Consider the following 19,048-nt stretch of genomic DNA (forward strand, 5'->3'; position numbering starts at 1 on the left):
ATGGCTGCCGCCATAGAAGCAGTAGCCGAACGGGGTTTTTTCGCTGGGTCACCTTGGTCAGGTGGGTGAACTGAGTAGCATCTCCGCCGTTGGCCGGTTGAAGCCGACGACGCGCTGACCTATGTGTTCACTAGCCAGGGTTAGCGGTACTCAGTTGCGATCCGTTGACGTGTAAGTTCCAAATCGGACTTTTACGCTTCCGTCGACCACATTGACCACGCCAATTTCCTGCGGGCCGAATTCGATCACTGCCGGCCATGAGTGGCGGAAGCCGATCGGCCATGCGGGTGGCCTCACTGTCTTCCAATTGGCACCGCCATCCTCGCTTGCGCTCACTTCGTTGGAGCAGGAGGTGACAAACATGGTGCCGCTTTGGGTGGTCATGACGTGGGGGCCACAGCGCTGGTCCGCCAGCGGAGTGCCCAGGCCTGCCGGCCAAGTGTGGCCATCGGCGGAAGTCTTGTAGGAAACCGGACACTGCGGGTCATCCCCGCAGGTCTCAAGCACCATCAGGTAACCTCCGTCCGGACGCCGCGCCATCACAGGCATGCCAGGCCGGAGCAGGCCGCCACCGGGTTGGTTGGCGATCGTCACCGCCTTGCTCCAGGTGCGCCCTCCGTCGCGGGACAGTTGCTGCGATACCACCTGGTTATAGGAGGGCTGCTCGTCCGCCCGGGTTTCGTCGGCGTAGACCACCGATAAGGTGCCATCTTCCAAGTACGTGAACACCGGCTCCCACACCCCCCGGTCCTTGCGACCGGCAGGGGATTCGTTGCGTGTGATGGTGCTGAGGAACCGCCAGCTGCGCCCCTGGTCGTCGCTGGCATACACGTTCAATCGGTAAGACACGCCATCGATGAGCGAGCGCATCGCCAGCAGAACGCGACCTTCGGGCAGGACCATCAGCTCGCCGTTGTCGAGCTTTCGCTTGGGCTCTTCCACCCGGGAGAGCGGCGCCCACGTGCGGGCTTTGTCGTCGCTGACAGAGAACTGCAGCGTGGTGGTCTCGCCACCGGGATAGCGCGTCGTCACCGCCAGCCAGCGTCCGTCCGGCAGCCGTGCCAGGCGGCCCCAGCCCGCATTCTCCGCATCGACCGTGGCCGTATCGGTCCAGGTCACCTCGGCCGCCAGCGAAGGGAGCGCCACGGCTGTCAGCACGGCCAGCATCAGGGTGCGCAGGGGAAGCATCAGTTGCATGTCCATCACCAGTAAGTTGCGTACAGGGCCACCAGGATCGCCAGTACCGCAAGCGAGGCGACGTTGAATGACGGGGAGGTGGCATAGCCCACGTCATCGGTACGGATGCGGTCGCGGTCGCCACTGGCGCGGGTAGCCAGCGCAACACCGACCCCAAGCAGCAGGGTCGCCAAGAACACCACGCCCATGCGGTCCAGGAATGGCAGCGACGGCCACAGCAGCTTGAACACCAGCGATAGCAAGAACGAACCCACGGCGGCTGCCAGCGCGCCGGCCTCATTGGCGCGCTTCCAGAACAGACCCAGCAGGAAGATCACCACGATGCCGGGCGTGAAGAAGCCGGTGAACTCCTGGATGTATTGGAAGCCCTGGTCGAACCCGCCCAGCAATGGGCGTGCGGTCATCACCGCGACGATGATGGCGATGGAGGCGGCAATGCGGCCCACCCGCACCAGCTTCGCCTGCGAGGCGTCCGGCGCGCGCTTGGCGTAGAAATCCAGGGTGAAAATGGTCGCCACCGAATTGATCTTCGAGGCCAGCGACGCGACGATTGCCGCCACCAGCGCCGCGAAGACCAGCCCGAGGATGCCACTGGGCAACAGGGCCAGCATGGTGGGGTAGGCGGCGTCGGGTCGCTCCAGATCCGGCGCCAGCATCACCGCGGCAATGCCGGGCAGAACCACGATGGCCGGGATCAGCAGCTTGAGGAAGGCGGCGAACACCACCCCTTTCTGGGCCTCGCGCAGGTTCTTGGCCGCCAGTGCCCGCTGGATGATGTACTGGTTGAAGCCCCAATAGCTGAGATTGGCGATCCACATGCCGCCCAGCAACACCGACAGGCCCGGCAGGTCCTTGTAGAACGGGTTGTCCTTGCTCAGGATCATCTCGAACCGCTCCGGGTGCTGCTGCCAGAGCTGCATGAAACCGTCGCTGACGCTGCCATCACCGATTTTGCTTAGTGTGATCACGGTTACCAGTAGGCCCCCCAGCACCAGCAGGCACACCTGCACGATATCGGTCAGCGCCACCGCCTTCAGGCCGCCGTACAGCTGGTAAGCCAGCGCGAACGCGCCGAGCAGCACCAGTGCAACATCCTGGTTGAGGCCAGCAACACCGGCAATGGCAATCGAACCCAACCACAGGATCGAGGTGAGGTTGACGAACACATACAGGCCTAGCCAGAACACCGCCATGAGGGTGCGGATGCGGTTGCCGTAACGCTCTTGCAGGAACTGCGGCATGGTGGTTATGCCATTGCGCAGGAAAATCGGCAGGAACCATTTGCCGACGATCAGTAGGGTGATCGCGGCCATCCACTCATACGACGCGATGGCCAGGCCGATCGCATAGCCCGAACCGGACATGCCGATGATTTGTTCGGCCGAGATGTTGGCTGCGATCAGCGAGGCGCCGATGGCCCACCACGGCAGGCTGCGGCTGGCCAGGAAGTAGTCCTGCGCAGACTTCTGCTGGCCGGCTTTCTCGCGCGATACCCACTGTGCAAGGATGAAAATGCCCGCCAGGTAGGCCAGCACGATGCTGATATCAAGGGTGGAAAGGCTCATGGAATCTCCGCGGAAGTCCCACGCGGTGCGCGGGGCGGCAAGCTGGTGGGGTCGCCGGCGAACCGGGCTTCGGGAAGGCCGGCGATACCGGCGTTTTCGATGGAGAGCAGGTGCCCGGCAAGGGGGTCGACTGCACGCGCGGCGGCATCCAGCCCCTCGTGCGCACTGGTGATGAACAGCGTGCGGTGTCCAGGCCCGCCGAAGGTCGGGCGAGTCGGTTGGCTGACCGGCGTGGCAATCGAGCGGTCCTCGGTACCGTTGGGCAGGTAACGCACCACGCGTGCATCGCCCCACCGGGCGTTCCAGAGGCCGCCTTCGGCATCGACGGTGCTGCCGTCGGGCTCGCCGGGTTCGGCCTGCAGGTCAACGAACAGCTGCGCCGGCCCGAGCGTCTTGCCGTAATTACATCGCAGGATCTGCTTCTGTAGCGAATCACAGAAGTACATCGTGTCGCCTGAGGGGCTGAAGGTAATACTGTTGGAAATGGCGGCCGGCGGCAGCGGCAGGGTTTCCAAAGTAAGGTCCGCATTGAGGCGGAGGAACGGCGCTATCGCCTGCTTTGGGCCTTCGGCGGGCTCATGCAGCATGCCGAACACGAATCTGCCTTGACGGTCGCAAGCGCCATCATTGGCACGCGTATCGGTGGGTGCCAACCCACGCAGGTCCTGCAGGTCGCGGAATTCGTTGCGTTCGGGGTGGAAGAACGCCAGCCGGGAGGCAAGGGCGAGCAGCAGCCAACCGTCCGCTTCGCACAGCGCCATCGCGGCCAGACGCTCCGGCATCGGCCAGCGGGTGATTGCCCCGTCCTGTGGACGGTAGCGCCACAACTTCGACTGCTGGATGTCGGTCCAGTACACCGCCTGCTCGCGGTCGCACCACAGCACGCCTTCGCCCAGGGTGTTTCCCGAGGGAACCGCCACGCTCATCGCGGCGGTCACACCCAGCCTCCGTCCACGATGAAGTCCTGGCCGGTGCACATGCGGCTGTCGTCGGCGGCCAGGAACAGTGCGGCACGGGCAAGATCGTCCGCACGCAGGTAGCCCGGCAGGCATTGCGAGCGCCGCAGCTGCGCTTCACCCTCCGCATCCAGCCACAGCCGCTGCTGTTTCTCGGTGATCACCCAGCCGGGGACCAGCGCGTTGATGCGGATACGGTCCTGGCCCAGCTCGCGGGCCAGCCCGTTCACCAGCCCGTGTACCGCGGATTTGGCCATGGCGTACAGCGGGTAACCACTGTTCTTGATCATCCAGCCGGTCGACCCCAGACAGATGATCGAGCCACCGCCCAGCGACCGCATGTCCGGCGCCACGGCCTGGATCGCGAAGTACTGGTGGCGCAGATTGACCGCCACGCTGCGCTCGAAATCGGCCACGCCGGTGTCGGCCAAGGCATGGCGTGCGTCGTTGGCCGCGTTGTTGATGAGCACTGAAAACGGCCCCACCAAGCCACGGGCCTCGGCGATCGTGGCTCGGAAGGCCTCGATATCCGTGATGTCGCAGCGCAGGTAATGCGGTACCGGCTCAACGTCACGCAGCTCATCGAGCAGTGCTTGGGCGCCGCTTTCATCGATGTCCAGGAACGCCACCTTTGCGCCCTGCAGGGCGAAATGCTCCACGAAAGCGGCACCAATGCCGGTAGCGCCGCCGGTGATCAATACCGCGCGGCCCTTTAAACTGGGGTAATGGGTCATGGTCTTCACCGCGCTCACCACTCGGCCACGCTGCCATCGGCATGGCGCCAGATCGGGTTGCGCCAGCGGTGGCCTTCAGCGGCTCGCTCGTCGACGTAAACCTGGTTGATCTCGATGCCCAGGCCGGGGCCATTGGGAATCTTGACGAACCCCTCGTTGTAATCGAAGGGCGAGCGGTCAACCAGGTAATCGAGCAGGTCGTTGCTGGCGTTGTAGTGGATGCCCAGGCTCTGCTCCTGGATAAAGGCGTTGTAGCAGACCGCATCCAGCTGAAGATTGGCGGCCAGAGCAATCGGGCCGAGGGGACAGTGCAGGGCGATGGCAACGTCATACGCTTCTGCCATAGCTGCGATCTTGCGGGTTTCGGTAATGCCGCCCGAATGCGAGGGGTCAGGCTGCAGGATGTCCACGCCGCCCGCCTGCAGCACCCGCTTGAAATCGTACCTGGAGTACAGGCGCTCCCCCAGTGCGATCGGGGCGGGGGAGAGGGCCGCCAGTTCCGGAATCGCCTCCAAGTGTTCGGACAACACCGGTTCTTCGATGAACATCAGACCAAACGGCGACAGCTCACGCATGAGCACCTTCGCCATCGGCTTGTGCACGCGGCCGTGGAAGTCCACGGCCAGGCCGATATCGGGGCCGACCGCATCGCGCACGGCCTGTACGTTTTCCAGCACCCGCGTGACCTTGTCATGGGTGTCGACGATCTGCATTTCTTCGGTGCCATTCATCTTCACCGCAGTGAAACCGCGTGCCACCGCTTCGCTGGCCGCACGTGCGGTATCGGCCGGGCGGTCACCGCCGATCCACGAATACACGCGGATGCGGTCGCGCACGGGGCCGCCCAGCAGAGCGTGCACGGGAACGCCTAGCGCCTTGCCATGGATGTCCCACAGCGCTTGGTCGATGCCGGCCAGCGCGCTCATCAGGATCGGGCCGCCACGGTAGAATCCGCCGCGATAGAGCACGTTCCAGTGGTCTTCGATGTGCCGGGGATCCTTGCCGATCAGGTAATCGGAAAGCTCTTCCACCGCAGCGGCCACGGTATGCGCGCGGCCCTCTACGATTGGCTCGCCCCAGCCGATGATGCCGGCATCGGTTTCGATCCGGACAAACAGCCAGCGCGGGGGCACCAGGTAGGTGGTGATGGCAGTGATCTTCATACATGGGGGTCCGTGTTGGTGCTGCTCCAAGCGTCGATGAACGCGCGCGCGCGGCGCGCCACTTCTGCTGGCGGGGTCTTGGGGGCGTACAGGGCCGAGCCGATGCCGAACCCGGCCGCGCCCCCTTGGCGGTAGGCCGCCATGCGTTCGGGGGTGATGCCGCCCACGGGCAGCAGCGCGGTGCCGGCGGGCAGTACGCTGGACCAGGCTTTCAGCACAGGCGGCGGCAACTGCTCGGCAGGGAACAGCTTCAATGCATCAGCACCGGCACGCAATGCGGCGAACGCCTCGGTGGGCGTGGCCACGCCGGGGGTGCAGCGCATGCCCTTGGCGTGCGCGGCAGCGATGACCTCAACGTCGGCATGCGGCATCACGATGATGCGGCCGCCTGCATTGGCCACGTCATCCACTTGGGCGGTGGTGAGCACGGTGCCCGCCCCGACCAGGCAGCGGTCACCGAGCTGCCTGGCCAGCAATTCGATGCTCTCCAGTGGCTGTGGAGAGTTCAGCGGCACTTCCAGGATATGAAACCCGGCATCGGCAAGTGCGGCACCGACGGCGGGCGCCTCCTGCGGGGTGAGCCCGCGCAGGATGGCAACCAATGGGAGGGGTTGCATCCAGGCGGTGCTCATGGGAAATCCTTCAGCGTGGTGGTTTGCGTGGGGCGCGAATTCCCTTCAGGTTGGCGCGAGAATCGGCAATCATGTCCAACATGGCCGCGCGCGCCGCCTCCGGCTGCTTTAGCCGGATCGCGTCGTACACTTCGAAGTGGCGCGGCAGCGAGTACTTGAAGTCCTTGGCAGTCTGCGCCGAGAGCAGGAAGAACGTGCCCAGCGCGGCGTCGATCACCGAGAACAGCGAGCTCAGCAGCTCGTTGTTGGTGGCCTCCAGCACACTCTCGTGGAAGGAGAGATCCGCCTTGGCCCACGCGTCCTGGTCCGGCGCGTCGGCCATCGCCTGGTAGGCCGCCTTGATCTTGGCCAGTTGCGCGGGCGACCGCCGCTGCGCTGCCGAGGCGGCCGCCGCAGGTTCGATCACTTCGCGCATTTCCACCAGTTTGTCCACGAAGTCCTGGGTTGGCATCAGCGCGCAGCGCCACGCCAGGATGTCGCTGTCCAGCTGCTTCCAGAATCGGGGCTCGCGCACCCGCGAACCGGTTTTCTGCTTCGTTTCGATAAGCCCCTTGGAGCCGAGCACCTTCAGTCCCTCGCGAAGCGCGGAGCGGCTCACCGACAGCGTCTGTGCCAAGAGCTCTTCCTTGGGCAGATACTCGCCCGGCTTGATCGTGCCACTGATGATGCGCTGCCCGATCTCCTGGGTAACCTGATCGTGAAGGTTGCGTAGCTCGATCCGTTTCACAGACACCCCTTTGGCTTGGTGCTCCGCTGAGCGCGGTCACTCCTATTATCCGACAAAAGGGGTTCGGCAGGGTGGCTTGCTTTGACATGGGGGCGGCCGCCATCACAGTTTGAACCGGAAGCCCATGGCCACAGTCTTATCCTGGTAGCGGATGTCGCGCGGCCGCGTATCGCCACTGCCCCAGAACTGGTGCAGATTGTTGCCCAGCAGATTGGTCGCCGAGAACACCACGGTGGCGCGAGGGGTCACGTCGTAGCTGATCGAGAAGTCCAGCGAGCTGGCCGGCTCGACTTGGTCTTCGGTTCCAGCAACGGTCGGCTGGGTGAAGAAGTCGATGTAGCGGCTGCGATAGCCGTAGGCCAAGCGAGCCGACAGACCGAAGTTCTCGTAGAACAGCACGGCGTTGTAGTTGTTCTTGGATACGTTCTGAAGCGGGCGGGAAATCACCGGGCCACCGATGAACTCCGGCGATTTGGTGTCGCCCTCGATGTAGGTGTAGTTCAGCTGCGCACCCAAGCCGCTCCATGCGCCGGGCAGGAAGTCGAAGGTCTGCTGATACGCCAGTTCCACGCCCTGCAGATGGCCGCTGCCGGCGCTCTGGGGCGAGGAGAGCTCATAGTCCTCGCCGGCGATGGCCACATTGGTGATGTAGTTCTGGATGTAGCCATCGATATCGCGATAGAACACGCCCGCACTGGCATAACCCACCGGCGAGAAGTACCACTCCAGCGACATGTCGTAGTTGGTCGACTTGATCGGGCTCAGGTCCGGGTTGCCGCTGCTGGCCACACCCGCACGATTGACAGTGCCCGGGTTCAGCGAGATCGACGGGTTCAGCGCACCGAAATCAGGGTAACTCAGCGTCTTTGCGGCCAGCACGCGCAACTGCCAAGCATCATTGAAGTGCAAATTCAAGCTGGCATTGGGCAGCGTATTGGTGTCCTGCGTATTCCGCTTGATAGCGCTGTAGACGCCGGTGCTGGCATCGAACGAGAAGGCATTGAGGTCGCGCTTGATTTTCTCTGCGCGCACGCCCACCAAGCCATCGACACGCAGGCCGAATACATCGAAATCGTACTTGGCTTGCACGTAGCCAGCCGACTTGCGTTCTTGGATGTCGAAGAAGCGACCGGGGTTTTCGGCAGCCAGGCCATCCGGCAGGCCGTAATAAGCGCGCAGTTCATCCGCGTTGTTGATCAGGTAGTCGTAGCAGGGCGTGAGGAAGGACTGGCTCAGTGCCGAGTTGCCACGCTTGCTGCAGAAGGAGCTGTTCGCCGGGAACAGCCCCACCACCTGGTTGGCAGGGTTCGGGTTCGCGGTGATGTTGCCGGTGCCTGCGCCGCCCGGCGGCGGCGTGCTGATTTCCACGCTGCCCTTGGCGCTGGCGTTGCGGTCTGCGTAGCGGAGGCCGAATTGCAGGGATGCGATCGGGCCGTCGAGGAAATCGAACTTCCCATCTCCTCGCCAGCTGTTCTCTTCACCGCGGGATTCGCCCCAAGTCTGGAAGAGACCATTCAGATAGAACCGTGACGGATCCATGGCCGGGTCGCCCGCCAGGTACCAATTCTGATGATTGCCGGCCGTGCCATCCCACACCGTTGTGATCGGACCGCTCAAGAACGTATCGATGATGAAGTTCTCATCGCGGTAATAGCCGGACGTGCGCGCGACCTCGGTGGAGAGGTGCAGCTGGTCGCCATTCCACTTGAAGCCGAGCGCGTTCTGAATGTCCTGGCCGCGCTGCTTGTGAGCCTGGGTACTGCTGGCCGCGTAGGTATCACCGGTCCAGGAACCACTGGTGGCATCGCAGATGGTCTGACCCGAGAGCGGGCCCGCCAGCTGGTTGGGATAGCAGTTGCTGCCCACCTGCAGCCCGGTGGGCGGCACCACGCCGACCGGGAAACTGAAGAGGAACGCCTGGTCATAGTCGTCGCGCACGTAGTCGTAAAGACCTTCGACGTAGACCTCGGTGTTCTCGCTCGGCTTCCACTGCAGGGCATAGTTGAATGCGCTGCGCTTGCGGTCGCCATGGTTGTAATTGGTGCCCCAGCCGTTGGGCGCCGCGATCAGGTTGCCGTCATCGGTCCGCATCGGCGAGCCGCCGGGGTTCTCCAGCACCTTAGGGAAGTCGCCCCAGACCGCGTCGTATGCGTAACGCTTGCCGATATAGCCGAAGTTGACCATCGCACCGATCTCACCGGCATCGGTATCCCAGCGGTTACTCAACAGCAGGCTGGCCGAGGGATCGATATCGCCGGCGTACTTACTGTGGGTGCCGGTGACAGTGCCAGCAATTTCAGCGCCATCGAAGTCGAGTGGGCGGCGCAGCTGGATATCCACCAGGCCGGCGATGCCGCCGAGCGGCAAACTGGCCTCGCTGCTCTTGTAGACGTTCAGACTCTTGATGGCGGTGGCCGGCAAGTTCTGGAACGCGTACCCACGACCGGAACTGCTGAAAATCTCGCGGCCGTTTAACGTGCTGATCACGTTGGGAAGTCCGCGGATCACAACGCCGGTGGTTTCGCCTTGGCTGCCTTGGGCGATCTGCACCCCAGTTACGCGTTGTAGCGCATCGGCCACACTGTTGTCGGGCAGCTTGCCGATGTCCTCGGCGACGATCGAGTCGACCACCATCGCCGCCTCCTGTTTGATCGTCTGGGCGGTCTGCAGGCTCTGGCGCAGCGCGGTAACCGTGACGGTATCCAGGTCAACGGCGGTGGGCTGCGCAGCCGGGTCAGGCGTGGCCACATTTACCGCACCCGCAGTCTGCGCCTGCACTAGGGCGGGCAGGGCAAGGGCGGACAGGATGGCCAGGGAGAGCAGGGTGCGGGAGGAATGGCGAGTCATGGCGGTATCTCCGGATTCCGGAAAGCGAGCGCGGCGGGTGGCCCGCCATCGGTCGATGGCGGGCCGTCAGGTGTCAGAAGGCAGGAACGGACTTGCGCGGCGTTTTTGCCAGGGTGCGGAACAGCTCCGCCTCTCGAGCGCGATACGGCGTGCCATCGGCGTTGAGCAGGTCGTGGAACCACACGGTGGGTGCCTCCATCGTGTACGGGCGCTGCCAGCTGTCCCAAGGGAAGCGGGTCTGGATCGCGCCGTCAACGAAGCCCCAGTTGATCATCCCGATGTTCTCGCGGCGGGCGATCGGCAGGATCGTGTCCACATTGGAGCCGGCGCCGCGGGCAAGCCACTCGGTGCAGATGAGCGGGCGGCCATACTTGCGCAGTTGCTCGATGCGGGACACAAATGCTTCAGGCTGCTCGTAGTTGTGGAAGGTGATCACGTCCGAGCGCTCCAACTGCGTGCGCTGGATCGAGGTGAGGGAGGCGGCGCCCGGTGACCAGTCATCACCGATCCACACGCCGCTGGTGAGCGGCTGCACCGGCTTTTGGGCACGCGCCCAATCGAAGATCTGGGGCAACAGCCCGGCGATGCGCTCCTGCTCGCCCTTCAACTGCTTGTCCATGTAGTTGCCGCCACCGGGGTTGTCCGGCTCGTTCCACAGGTCCCAGGCCAGCACGCGCTTGTCTTTGGCGAATGCGCCGACCACGCCTTCCACGTACTCGCGGAAGTGCTTGTCGTTGGCTGGGTCCACCAGCATGTGGCGGCTCGGGCTCTGCACCCAGCCGGAGTTGTGCACGCCGGGAATGGGGCGGTGCTGCGGGCCCAGCTTCGGGTCCGGGTCCCAGCAGCTGTCGAACAGCACCAGCATCGGGCGGATGCCATGCTTTTCAGCGATGCTCAGGAACGTATCCACGCGCTTGATGAAGCCCTGCGGGTCCTGCTGCCAGAGCAGATCGTGGAGGTACACGCGCATGGTGTTCATGCCGAACTGCTCGTGCGCCCAACGAAGCTCGCGGTCGATGGCTTCCGGGTCGAAAGTGTCGGCCTGGAACATTTCCAGCTGGTTGATGGCGTTGGAGGTGGTGTAGTTCGCCCCCACCAGCCATTCCTGCTTCGCATACCAGCTTTCAGCCTGCGCCGGCGTCCAGCGTGCGGCTTCGGTCGCATGCGCCATGGGCGCAACGGCGAGCAACGTCGCCAGCAAGAGGGAAGGCCACTTTCGCATCAGATGCATCTCCTTGGATCATGAGCTGCCCGTCCTGGCGGAAACCGGGAGGCGGGCGCTACGTGGTGGTGGTGCCGGCACAGAGACCGGCAGGTGCGCAGGGCGCGGGATCAGCGGCGTTGGTTGGCAGCGCGGTCCGTAGTGAAGTCGTAGACGATCCGGTTCAGATAGGTCTCACCCGGCGCCAGTCGTGCCGAGCCGAAGGCCGGCTGATTCGGGGTATCGGGGAACAACTGCGGTTCCAGCGCGATCGCATCGCCTTGGCGATACACGCGGCCACTCTTGCCCACCGTGCTGCCATCCAGGAAGTTGCCCGAATAGAACTGCAGCCCTGGCTGAGTGGAGAGCAGCGTCATCACGCGACCGGAGCGCGGGTCGTGGACACGGGCAACTTCCCGCAGTTCACGCACCGGTGCCTTGCTGATGACCCAATTGTGATCGTAGCCCTGGCCGTGCAGCAGTTGCGGTTCGTCGCCCCGGCGCAGGTCGCGACCGATCGCCTTGGGCGTGCGGAAATCGAACGCGGTCCCTGCCACCGGCTGCAGCACCCCAGTGGGAATCAACGTCGCATCCACCGGCGTATAGGCGCTGGCCGGAATGGTCAGCTCGTGCTCCATCGCCGAGCCCGATCCCTCACCGGAAAGATTCCAGTACGAGTGGTTGCTGAGATTAACGATGGTGGGCGCCTCGGTGGTGGCGCTGTAGTCGATCTCCAGCCGGCCATTGCCCTTCAAGGCATAGGTCGCAGTGACCGTGAGTGTGCCGGGAAAGCCCATGTCGCCATCCGGGCTGACATGCCGCAAGGTAGCGTGGTCCGGGGTGACGTCCACGACCTGCCAGACCACCTTGTCGAACCCCCGGGTTCCACCGTGCAGGCTGTTGGGACCGTTGTTGACGGGCACTTGGTAGGTCTTTCCATCGAGAGTGAAGCGGCCCTTGGCAATCCGGTTGGCGAACCGGCCGACGATGGTGCCGAAGTACTGTGGTTTGTCCAGCGTGGCTTGCAGGTCTTTGTCGCCCAGGAGCACGTCGGCGAACGCACCATCGCGGTCCGGGACTTCCAGCGAATGCAGTGCCGCGCCCAGGGTCAGCACCCGCGCCTGCATGCCGCCGCCATCGCGCAGCAGGATGGTTTCCACTTGTGTTCCATCCGGCAACTTGCCCACCACCGTCCGCTCCTGGCCCTCGGCGACACCCACTGCGGAAAGTGCCAATACGCCGATCAATCCCGCTTTTTTCCCCTTGCCAGCACGCATTGCTCAAGACCCCTCTCGATGTCGTGGAGCGTACAAAAACATATAATCAGACAATACGCACGTTGCGACGCAACAAGCCTGCAATGCGGACCGTCACTGCGCTGCGGCAGTCATGGCATGGATGGCCGAAAAGCCGCGCACCACGGCGTCCGGCGACGCTGTTGGCTGCGCTTCGATGCCCAGTTCGGCCAATGCCGCCTGGTAGAGCCGGTTGACCGGACCGGAACCGACCAAGGGCACCGACGCATCTCTCAGGGAAGGAAACAGCGCCAACGCGTCGGCGATCTCCGCGCCGACCAGCAGGCCGCGCAGGTACGAACTAGTTTGATCGCGAGGCAGCGCACCCCGGATCATCCTCGCGCGAACGCCAAAGAGCAGGGCACCCAACCCGAGGGGGCCGGTTGCCGCCGCGCGCACACCTTCGGCAAAGGCCGGCCCGGGTGTGCCGGGCCCCTCAAGCACGGATGCGAGCAGGCCGGCGCTGGCCAAACGGTCGAACAGCTCACCCGACATTGAGGTCATGAAACTGTCCACACGCCCATCGATGAGCTGTATCCACTTCGTGTGCGTACCGGGCAGGGCGACAATGGCATCAAGGTCGATGTTTCCACCACTGAGCAAGCCCAGCAACTCTGTTTCCTCACCACGCAGGACATCGTGCGCCCCGTCGACGGGGCGCACGCATGCCATGCCGGGCACGATGCTCACGTCCAGCTTACCGATGCGGGCGGATACCAAGCTCAGCGCGACCGCCTCAACGCCCGCAGGACAATCCACATAGCCGGCATCGATCCACCCAACGTTGGAACCGATCATGCCGGCGGCATAGGCATGGCCCGCGTCGGGCCACCGTGTCCGGATCGCATCGGCGGCGGCGGCCATGCCTTCGCGCTGCAGCATTGCCACCCCGGCGGGCATCTCGTATGCGTCCAGCCGTCGTCCATCGGCCCCGATCAGGTAGGCCCGCAGATTGGAGCTGCCCCAGTTGATGCCAATGATGCTGTCCGTGTGACGCTGCTGCATGGCGAATCCTCAAGGCGGACGGAGTGTTGCCTATTGTCCGATTATATGATTTGGTTGTGCGGCGCTGGCAAGCCTGTCAGCGCGGCATTCCACGGGAGGGGAAGATGTTCAATGGCACGCTTCGTGCGCTGGTAGTCACGGCGCTCCTGCAGGCATCGGGCGGCGTATCCGCCATAACGCCGGCAACGGACAATCCGCTTCTGCTGTCCGGGCCGGACCCTTGGATCACCCGCGAGGGCCAGATCTTCTACTACATGGGCACACACGGCGACCGGCTGGCGATCCGCGCCACCACCGATCTTGCCAAGCTTGATACTGCACAGGAAATCACGGTGTGGCGGCCACCAGCGACCGGACCCAATGCCACCTCGATCTGGGCCCCGGAACTGCACCGCATCGAGGGCAAGTGGTACATCTATTACACGGCCGCCGCCAGCGGCATTGCCGAAGGGCAGGAAGACGCACACCGCGGCGTGTTCGTGCTGGAGAACATCAGCGCGGACCCCACCACCGGCGAATGGCGCGACCGCGGCCGCCTGGCCACCTCCCATCCTGGAATCGATGGCACGACCTTTAGCACCGGGGGAAAGCGCTATTTCGTTTACTCCCCCTATGTTGGCCCGGACAGCGTGCTGGCCGTCGTGGCCATGGCCAACCCTTGGACACTGACTGGAGCGGAAACCATCATCGCGCGCCCCGACCAGACCTGGGAGCGGAAGGGTGGCCGGCAGATCCTGGAAGGTCCCGAATTCCTGCAGGGCCCGAACGGTGACCTGTTCTTGACCTACTCAGGCAGCGCCTGCTGGTCCGATGATTACGCCATTGGCCTGCTGCACGCCAAAGCAGGCGCAGACCCCTTGGATGCAAAGGCGTGGTCCAAGGAAAAGCGCCCTATCTTGGCGAAGAACCCGGCCGGCAATGTATATGCGCCGGGGCATAACGGGTTTTTTCAGATGAGTGACGGAACGCCATGGATCGTGTATCACGCCAATCCGGGCCCTGAAATGGGCTGTACATCCGAACGTTCGCCGCGCGTGCAGCCAGTGCATTGGGATGAGGAGGGCAGGCCTGCACTAGACCTGCCTGTAGGGAAGAGCGCCAAAGTGCTCAAATAGCTTCGGTGGGGCGGATGTTCGAACTGACAAGAGCGCCCTAGGCATAGGGCTCAATACTCGGTTTATGGTAGCCAAACGCTTTAGCGCTCGGCTGGGGGCATTGCGCGCGCTGCCGCCGAGGCGTTCTCGGGACTCAGTCGCTCAATACTAGATTGAGCCCAGGAGAATATTCGCACGGCACATCGATACGTCACTGGATGCGAGTCGAGGGTGGATAAATTGGGCACCACGCCCGGCAGTGGCAGGATGGATGAGGATGCAATTTTCGAATTCCGCGGCGGGTCACCGGTCCGGACCGCCTCGCCGGCGTTGCGCCTAGCTGCATATCAGACCGCTCGCGGATCAGAGGTGCCACGAAGAGCTGGCAGCTGCGGCGATCGGACGGTTCGGGTTGGAGATCATCAAAGGATTGGTGGACTGAGCGCGTCCAGGCGTGGTCCGTGCGCTTCGCGGTGCCTAGTGAATCCTCATGTTGGTTCATTGGCCAGCCAAGATGGCAGCGACGATGACTTGGCCTCTACTTTTGTGACTGGGAAGCCGGTGGGTATAGGATGGTTGGGCGCGGGCCCGAGCACGCCAGCCCGGATTGAAAAGGAGATACCCATGGAACTGCTGCCGAAGGCGATAGCTGACGGGCGGGGCAAACTCTATGTGACCCTCCCTGAGTTTCGAGAAGCTTTTAGACAAATGTGCCAAGCGGTCGAGCAGCTCCCGAAGGCCATCATTGACCGCGGCAGGGCTTTGGCCTACCCGCAGTTGCATCACGCCTGTGTTCAGGGCGACATCGAGCTGGTCGAAGCGTTGCTAAGCCGAGGTGTAGGGCCTAACAGCTATCCTTTCACGGAAGACGAAGGCGATGAGCCGCCTCTGGTTTGGCTGGTGATGGCAGAAGAGATGAAGATTGACGCGAAGATATCTGTTGCGTCCGTCCTCATTCGATATGGCGCGGATGTGGAGGAAGGGGATGCCCTCTCGTTGGCACAGCAACTGGGAGACTGGCCCTTCGCAATTTACCTAGAGGAGGCGGGGCGAGGCCAGCCACCAACGGCTGCATAGGTGCTAGGTGAGTGCGAACAGGGGCAGTGCATACCCGAAGCGGTAGCAACCTGGGATAGAGCCAACTCTCGCGCCGGCCCTTTCAACGCCCCGGGGAACATCGGCCTAAGTGGGTGCGCGGCGCTACTCGCCATCCACCGCATTAGCAGCATGCACCAAGGCCAAGTGGCTGAGGCCCTGCGGCGTGTTGCCCAGTCCCCCGTTGGCTTGGGGATTCCACATCTCCGGCATAAGGCCCAGGTCATTCTGGACGCGGGCCAGCAGGGCGCCGAACAAGCGATTGGCTTCTTCCGTCTCGCCCAGCAGGCCGTAAGCTTCCACCATCCAGAACGCGCAGCTGATGAACGTCCCTTCGCAGTCCTGCATGCCGCTGTAGCGCCAAAGCAGATCGCCGCTTTCATCCGTCAGTTCGCGCCGCATGGCCTCCCGAGTAGCGGTGAAACGCTCCAGGCGCACCTCGCCCAGCCGAAGCGCGAAGCCAGCATCAGGCTCGCGTCCAGCCGGCCGCTGCCGGCATGCATCACGTAGCTCTGCTTTGCCTCATCCCAGCAGTGCTCGTCGATCCAGTCCAGGATGCGTTCCTTCTCGCGCTGCCAGCGCGGCAGACGGGCAGTGGTGATGTGGCCAGCTTCGGCGAGTTCGCAGGCTCGGCGGGGCGCCATCCAGCATTCCACCTTGGACATCGTGTAGTGCTGCGCGTCGCCCAGTTCCCAGAAGCCGCTGTCCTTGCGCATCCAGTTGTCGGCGCATTCGTCAGCCAGTTCGAGCAAGAGCCGGGCAGTGTTGGGGTCGAGGATGTGGCCCGCATCGATCATCCGGCTGCCCATTTCCAGGACGTCACCGTAGGCGCAGGTTCTCAAATGATCTACGGCGGCGTTGCCCATGGGGACCGGTTTGCTGCTCCGGTAGCCCGGCACTCCGGTGTACCGTTCTTTTTTCGACCGCTTGCCCGGTAGGGTGTGACACGGCGCCAGCTACGATGGTGGCGACCGGCGTTGGTTATAAGCCATATGGGCCGGCGTTTGCATCCGGCAGTGAGCCCAGGCGCAGAAAGGCCCTGATGATGTAGATGAGATGGCGCACCCAAGGAAAACGGCGGTCCCGGCTCTTGTCGCCACTGATTCGTTTGAGCAGCGAGGCGCTCACCGCTGTTGATGGCGCCGGTGGGGAACAGGTACAAAAACCTCAGCGCCAGCGCCGAGCGGATGACTTCGGGTGTGGCTGTTGATGAACTGAGAATCCTCGGTCCACGTTTGCCAATCGCAGTCTGATTGGTAGATTCCGGTGTCGCTCGACCAGGGTGCGTCGGAAAAAATCGTCCTGAGAGGCCAGCAGCGCAGCGATCTCCCAGTCACCCGGAACTTGGGCGCTATTCACCTTGCTCGGCGCAAAGCCGGCAGCAACGCCAAGGTGCTTCCCCACCGATGCGACTGTGATGCCGCCTGTCCGCGCGCGAAGCTGAATGTGCAGGCCGGCCGAATGACTGTGCGCGGCCGCCCCACTCGTGCCATGTGGGCGCCCTCACGCTTCTCGTCGGACCATACTGACATGCTTGCATCACGTCTGTTTGCGAGCGTAGCCCTGAGGGAAGTGGGAAAGACCTTGGTAAACACTTCTTATCCGGCGGCGCGAGTTGCGACTCTGATATGGGATCTAAGAGGTCCTGACAATCATTGAGGAGGATTGATGATGATGGGAAATGTTAGGCGATTTATGCGCCCGCCTGCGGGACTGAACTTCGATTTCAGCCGACCGGAGGGTGAGCGGGCGCTTGCGCCCGCAGACGGGGTTTCTTGGCGCATATTCGCCAATCCTATTTCGCTTTACATCGGTGGTGTGGCGGCCGTGATTCTCGAGTTGGCCGAGCCGTCTGTTCGGTCGGGTGTCTGGGATCACAGTGGCTTTCGGCGCGACCCCGCTTTGCGGCTGCACCGGACCGGGTTCGCTGCGATGGTGACTGTGTATGGGCCGCGCACGGTGGCAAAGGAGATGATCGCTCATGTTGTTCGCGTTCACGGCAGGGTGCGGGGCACCACGCCGGGCGGTGTTTCCTACCGCGCCAATGACCCCCGGTTGCTCGACTGGGTGCAGGCGACCGCGACATTCGGGTTCACCGAGGCGTACCACCTCTATGTTCGGGCCTTGTCGCCGACTGAGAAGGCCGCGGCCTTCGTCGAGGCCGAGCCCGCTGCGAAACTTTATGGCGCAACTGGCGCACCCAGATCGTGGGTGGAGTGGGAGGCACTTTACACAAGGACAGTGCCAGGGCTTGAAGGTTCGGACATCCTGGCCGAATTCATTTCAATCATGTCCACTGCACCCATACTTCCGGCGCCGCTACGCTGGATTCAAAGGCTACTGGTCTGCGCGGCTGTTGACATGACGCCTGAGCCGATAAGGTCCCTCCCGCAGCTGAGAGGATTCCGCTTGCGTTCGGGAGGCGCATTGTTGGTGAGAATGCTGGCCCGGGGGGCCGCCCTCGTTCCGTATCGTGATATGCCCCCGGCACAGGCTGCTAGGCGGTTAAAGTCCTCGCGCTCAGCGCCACCGGGTCGCTAGCCGCTGTCGGGATTCCCTTGCCCCTCAGATACGGCTCCAAGCCGGAGAGGCGGCGCCGGATCGGCAAGCTATGCACGGAGTACTCCGTGGGTCAGTAGTCAGCCGGGCCGCGAAGTCCCATGAGTTCGGAGATCTTTCGTGAGGTCTCCAGCAACGCCTGCACATGCGCCGGCTCCGGCGTTCCGGGCAGGTAGTGGATCGAACCGATGATCGCCACCGTGCCGAACAGTTCACCGTTGGCCTGCAGGAGTGGCGCGGCCAGCGCGTTGACGCCGATGTAGAGCTCTTCCGGTGCGTCGGCCCAGCCGCGGCGACGCACCAGCTCGATCTCGGCGCGCAGTCGATCAGGATCGGTGATGGTTCGAGGCGTGCAGGACTGCAGCGGCTGATCCAGGAACTGCTGTCGAACGCTCTCCGGTGCGAAGGCCAGCACCACCTTTCCCTGGGCGACGGTGTTCAGATGGAACCGCGTCCCGGGCCGAAGGCTGATCTCCACCGGCGCGGTGCCGCGCAGGAAGTCGATCACCACCACCTCATTGTCCGAGTAGGTGGCGATGACCACGGTCTGCCCGACCTGGTCGCGCAGGCGCTCCAGCACCGGTTTGGCCAGCGACATCACGTCGAAACGGCTGGTGCAGGCACGCCCCAGCAGGAACATCTGCCAGCCGACCCGATACTGGTTCGTGCGCGGGTCCTGGCCGACATAGCCGTGCTCGCGCAGCATGCTGAGGTGGCGGTGGATGCGGGCCTTGGGCATGCCGAGCATCTCGGCGAGACGGGTGACGCCCAGCCCGGCAGGGGCGGCAGCCAGCGCCTCGATGACTTTCAGCGAGACGATGGCGGTGGGAAGCCCGAGTTCCGCGCCCGTGTCGGCCGCCCCCGAATCGATGACGTCCGCGCCGTCGCTGGCGTTGATTTCCTTGATGGCACTGGGCGTCTGGCGGGGCATGGGAACCTTCTGGCGAACTCGAGGGACGTGCGGCAGGCGTTAGATTA

16 protein-coding genes are annotated in these 19,048 nt (G+C 63.7%); 2 read left to right on the top strand and 14 right to left on the bottom strand.

What is annotated here, in order from left to right:
* Positions 1-150: 150 nt before the first annotated feature.
* The 11 genes from GQ674_RS04765 to GQ674_RS04815 all read right to left on the bottom strand — a co-directional run bounded on the left by GQ674_RS04765 (position 151) and on the right by GQ674_RS04815 (position 13,322).
* The gene (locus tag GQ674_RS04765) at positions 151-1,197 is read right to left on the bottom strand and encodes a sialidase family protein (protein WP_159496166.1); all 1,047 of its coding nucleotides are present in this window, start codon (positions 1,195-1,197) and stop codon (positions 151-153) included.
* A 5-nt stretch (positions 1,198-1,202) separates the two neighbouring features.
* Positions 1,203-2,762 (bottom strand): sodium/sugar symporter, encoded by a 1,560-nt coding sequence (locus GQ674_RS04770; protein WP_159496167.1) that lies wholly within the window; start codon positions 2,760-2,762, stop codon positions 1,203-1,205.
* Positions 2,759-3,700, bottom strand: a complete 942-nt coding sequence (locus GQ674_RS04775) for an SMP-30/gluconolactonase/LRE family protein (RefSeq protein WP_236546188.1) — start codon at positions 3,698-3,700, stop codon at positions 2,759-2,761. The genes GQ674_RS04770 and GQ674_RS04775 overlap by 4 nt, the downstream gene beginning before the upstream one ends.
* Entirely contained in the window at positions 3,697-4,452 is a 756-nt protein-coding gene (locus tag GQ674_RS04780) for an SDR family oxidoreductase (protein ID WP_159496168.1), read from the bottom strand. Before GQ674_RS04780 ends, GQ674_RS04775 begins: the two co-directional genes overlap by 4 nt.
* Positions 4,453-4,466: 14 nt before the next feature.
* Entirely contained in the window at positions 4,467-5,615 is a 1,149-nt protein-coding gene (gene dgoD / locus GQ674_RS04785) for a galactonate dehydratase (RefSeq protein ID WP_159496169.1), read from the bottom strand.
* Positions 5,612-6,247: a 2-dehydro-3-deoxy-6-phosphogalactonate aldolase gene (locus GQ674_RS04790; RefSeq protein ID WP_159496170.1), complete on the bottom strand. Its 636-nt coding sequence runs from the start codon at positions 6,245-6,247 to the stop codon at positions 5,612-5,614. The genes dgoD and GQ674_RS04790 overlap by 4 nt, the downstream gene beginning before the upstream one ends.
* A 10-nt stretch (positions 6,248-6,257) precedes the next feature.
* A complete protein-coding gene (locus GQ674_RS04795; RefSeq protein WP_159496171.1) occupies positions 6,258-6,974 on the bottom strand; it encodes a FadR/GntR family transcriptional regulator in 717 nt (238 codons plus the stop codon).
* Between the two features lie 102 nt (positions 6,975-7,076).
* Positions 7,077-9,821, bottom strand: a complete 2,745-nt coding sequence (locus GQ674_RS04800) for a TonB-dependent receptor (protein ID WP_159496172.1) — start codon at positions 9,819-9,821, stop codon at positions 7,077-7,079.
* Positions 9,822-9,894: 73 nt separating this feature from the next.
* Entirely contained in the window at positions 9,895-11,043 is a 1,149-nt protein-coding gene (locus tag GQ674_RS04805) for a cellulase family glycosylhydrolase (protein WP_159496173.1), read from the bottom strand.
* A gap of 110 nt (positions 11,044-11,153) precedes the next feature.
* A complete protein-coding gene (locus tag GQ674_RS04810; RefSeq protein ID WP_236546189.1) occupies positions 11,154-12,257 on the bottom strand; it encodes an aldose epimerase family protein in 1,104 nt (367 codons plus the stop codon).
* Positions 12,258-12,392: 135 nt separating this feature from the next.
* Positions 12,393-13,322, bottom strand: a complete 930-nt coding sequence (locus tag GQ674_RS04815) for a 2-dehydro-3-deoxygalactonokinase (RefSeq protein ID WP_159496175.1) — start codon at positions 13,320-13,322, stop codon at positions 12,393-12,395.
* Between the two features lie 104 nt (positions 13,323-13,426).
* Between GQ674_RS04815 and GQ674_RS04820 the strand changes: the two genes are divergently transcribed.
* Together GQ674_RS04820 and GQ674_RS04825 are read left to right on the top strand one after the other, a co-directional pair.
* Entirely contained in the window at positions 13,427-14,437 is a 1,011-nt protein-coding gene (locus GQ674_RS04820; RefSeq protein ID WP_159496176.1) for a glycoside hydrolase family 43 protein, read from the top strand.
* Between the two features lie 603 nt (positions 14,438-15,040).
* On the top strand, positions 15,041-15,493 hold the full coding sequence (locus GQ674_RS04825) for an ankyrin repeat domain-containing protein (protein WP_159496177.1): 453 nt from the start codon (positions 15,041-15,043) through the stop codon (positions 15,491-15,493).
* Between the two features lie 123 nt (positions 15,494-15,616).
* Here the strand turns inward: GQ674_RS04825 and GQ674_RS04830 are convergent, their stop codons facing one another.
* The 3 genes from GQ674_RS04830 to GQ674_RS04845 all read right to left on the bottom strand — a co-directional run bounded on the left by GQ674_RS04830 (position 15,617) and on the right by GQ674_RS04845 (position 19,001).
* Positions 15,617-15,913: a hypothetical protein gene (locus GQ674_RS04830; protein ID WP_159496178.1), complete on the bottom strand. Its 297-nt coding sequence runs from the start codon at positions 15,911-15,913 to the stop codon at positions 15,617-15,619.
* A complete protein-coding gene (locus GQ674_RS04835) occupies positions 15,898-16,377 on the bottom strand; it encodes a glycoside hydrolase family 15 protein (RefSeq protein WP_236546190.1) in 480 nt (159 codons plus the stop codon). Before GQ674_RS04835 ends, GQ674_RS04830 begins: the two co-directional genes overlap by 16 nt.
* 1,766 nt (positions 16,378-18,143) lie before the next feature.
* Positions 18,144-19,001: an IclR family transcriptional regulator gene (locus tag GQ674_RS04845; protein WP_159496180.1), complete on the bottom strand. Its 858-nt coding sequence runs from the start codon at positions 18,999-19,001 to the stop codon at positions 18,144-18,146.
* Positions 19,002-19,048: the final 47 nt, after the last annotated feature.

This window comes from Stenotrophomonas sp. 364, assembly GCF_009832905.1.
Lineage (GTDB): Bacteria > Pseudomonadota > Gammaproteobacteria > Xanthomonadales > Xanthomonadaceae > Stenotrophomonas > Stenotrophomonas maltophilia_AP.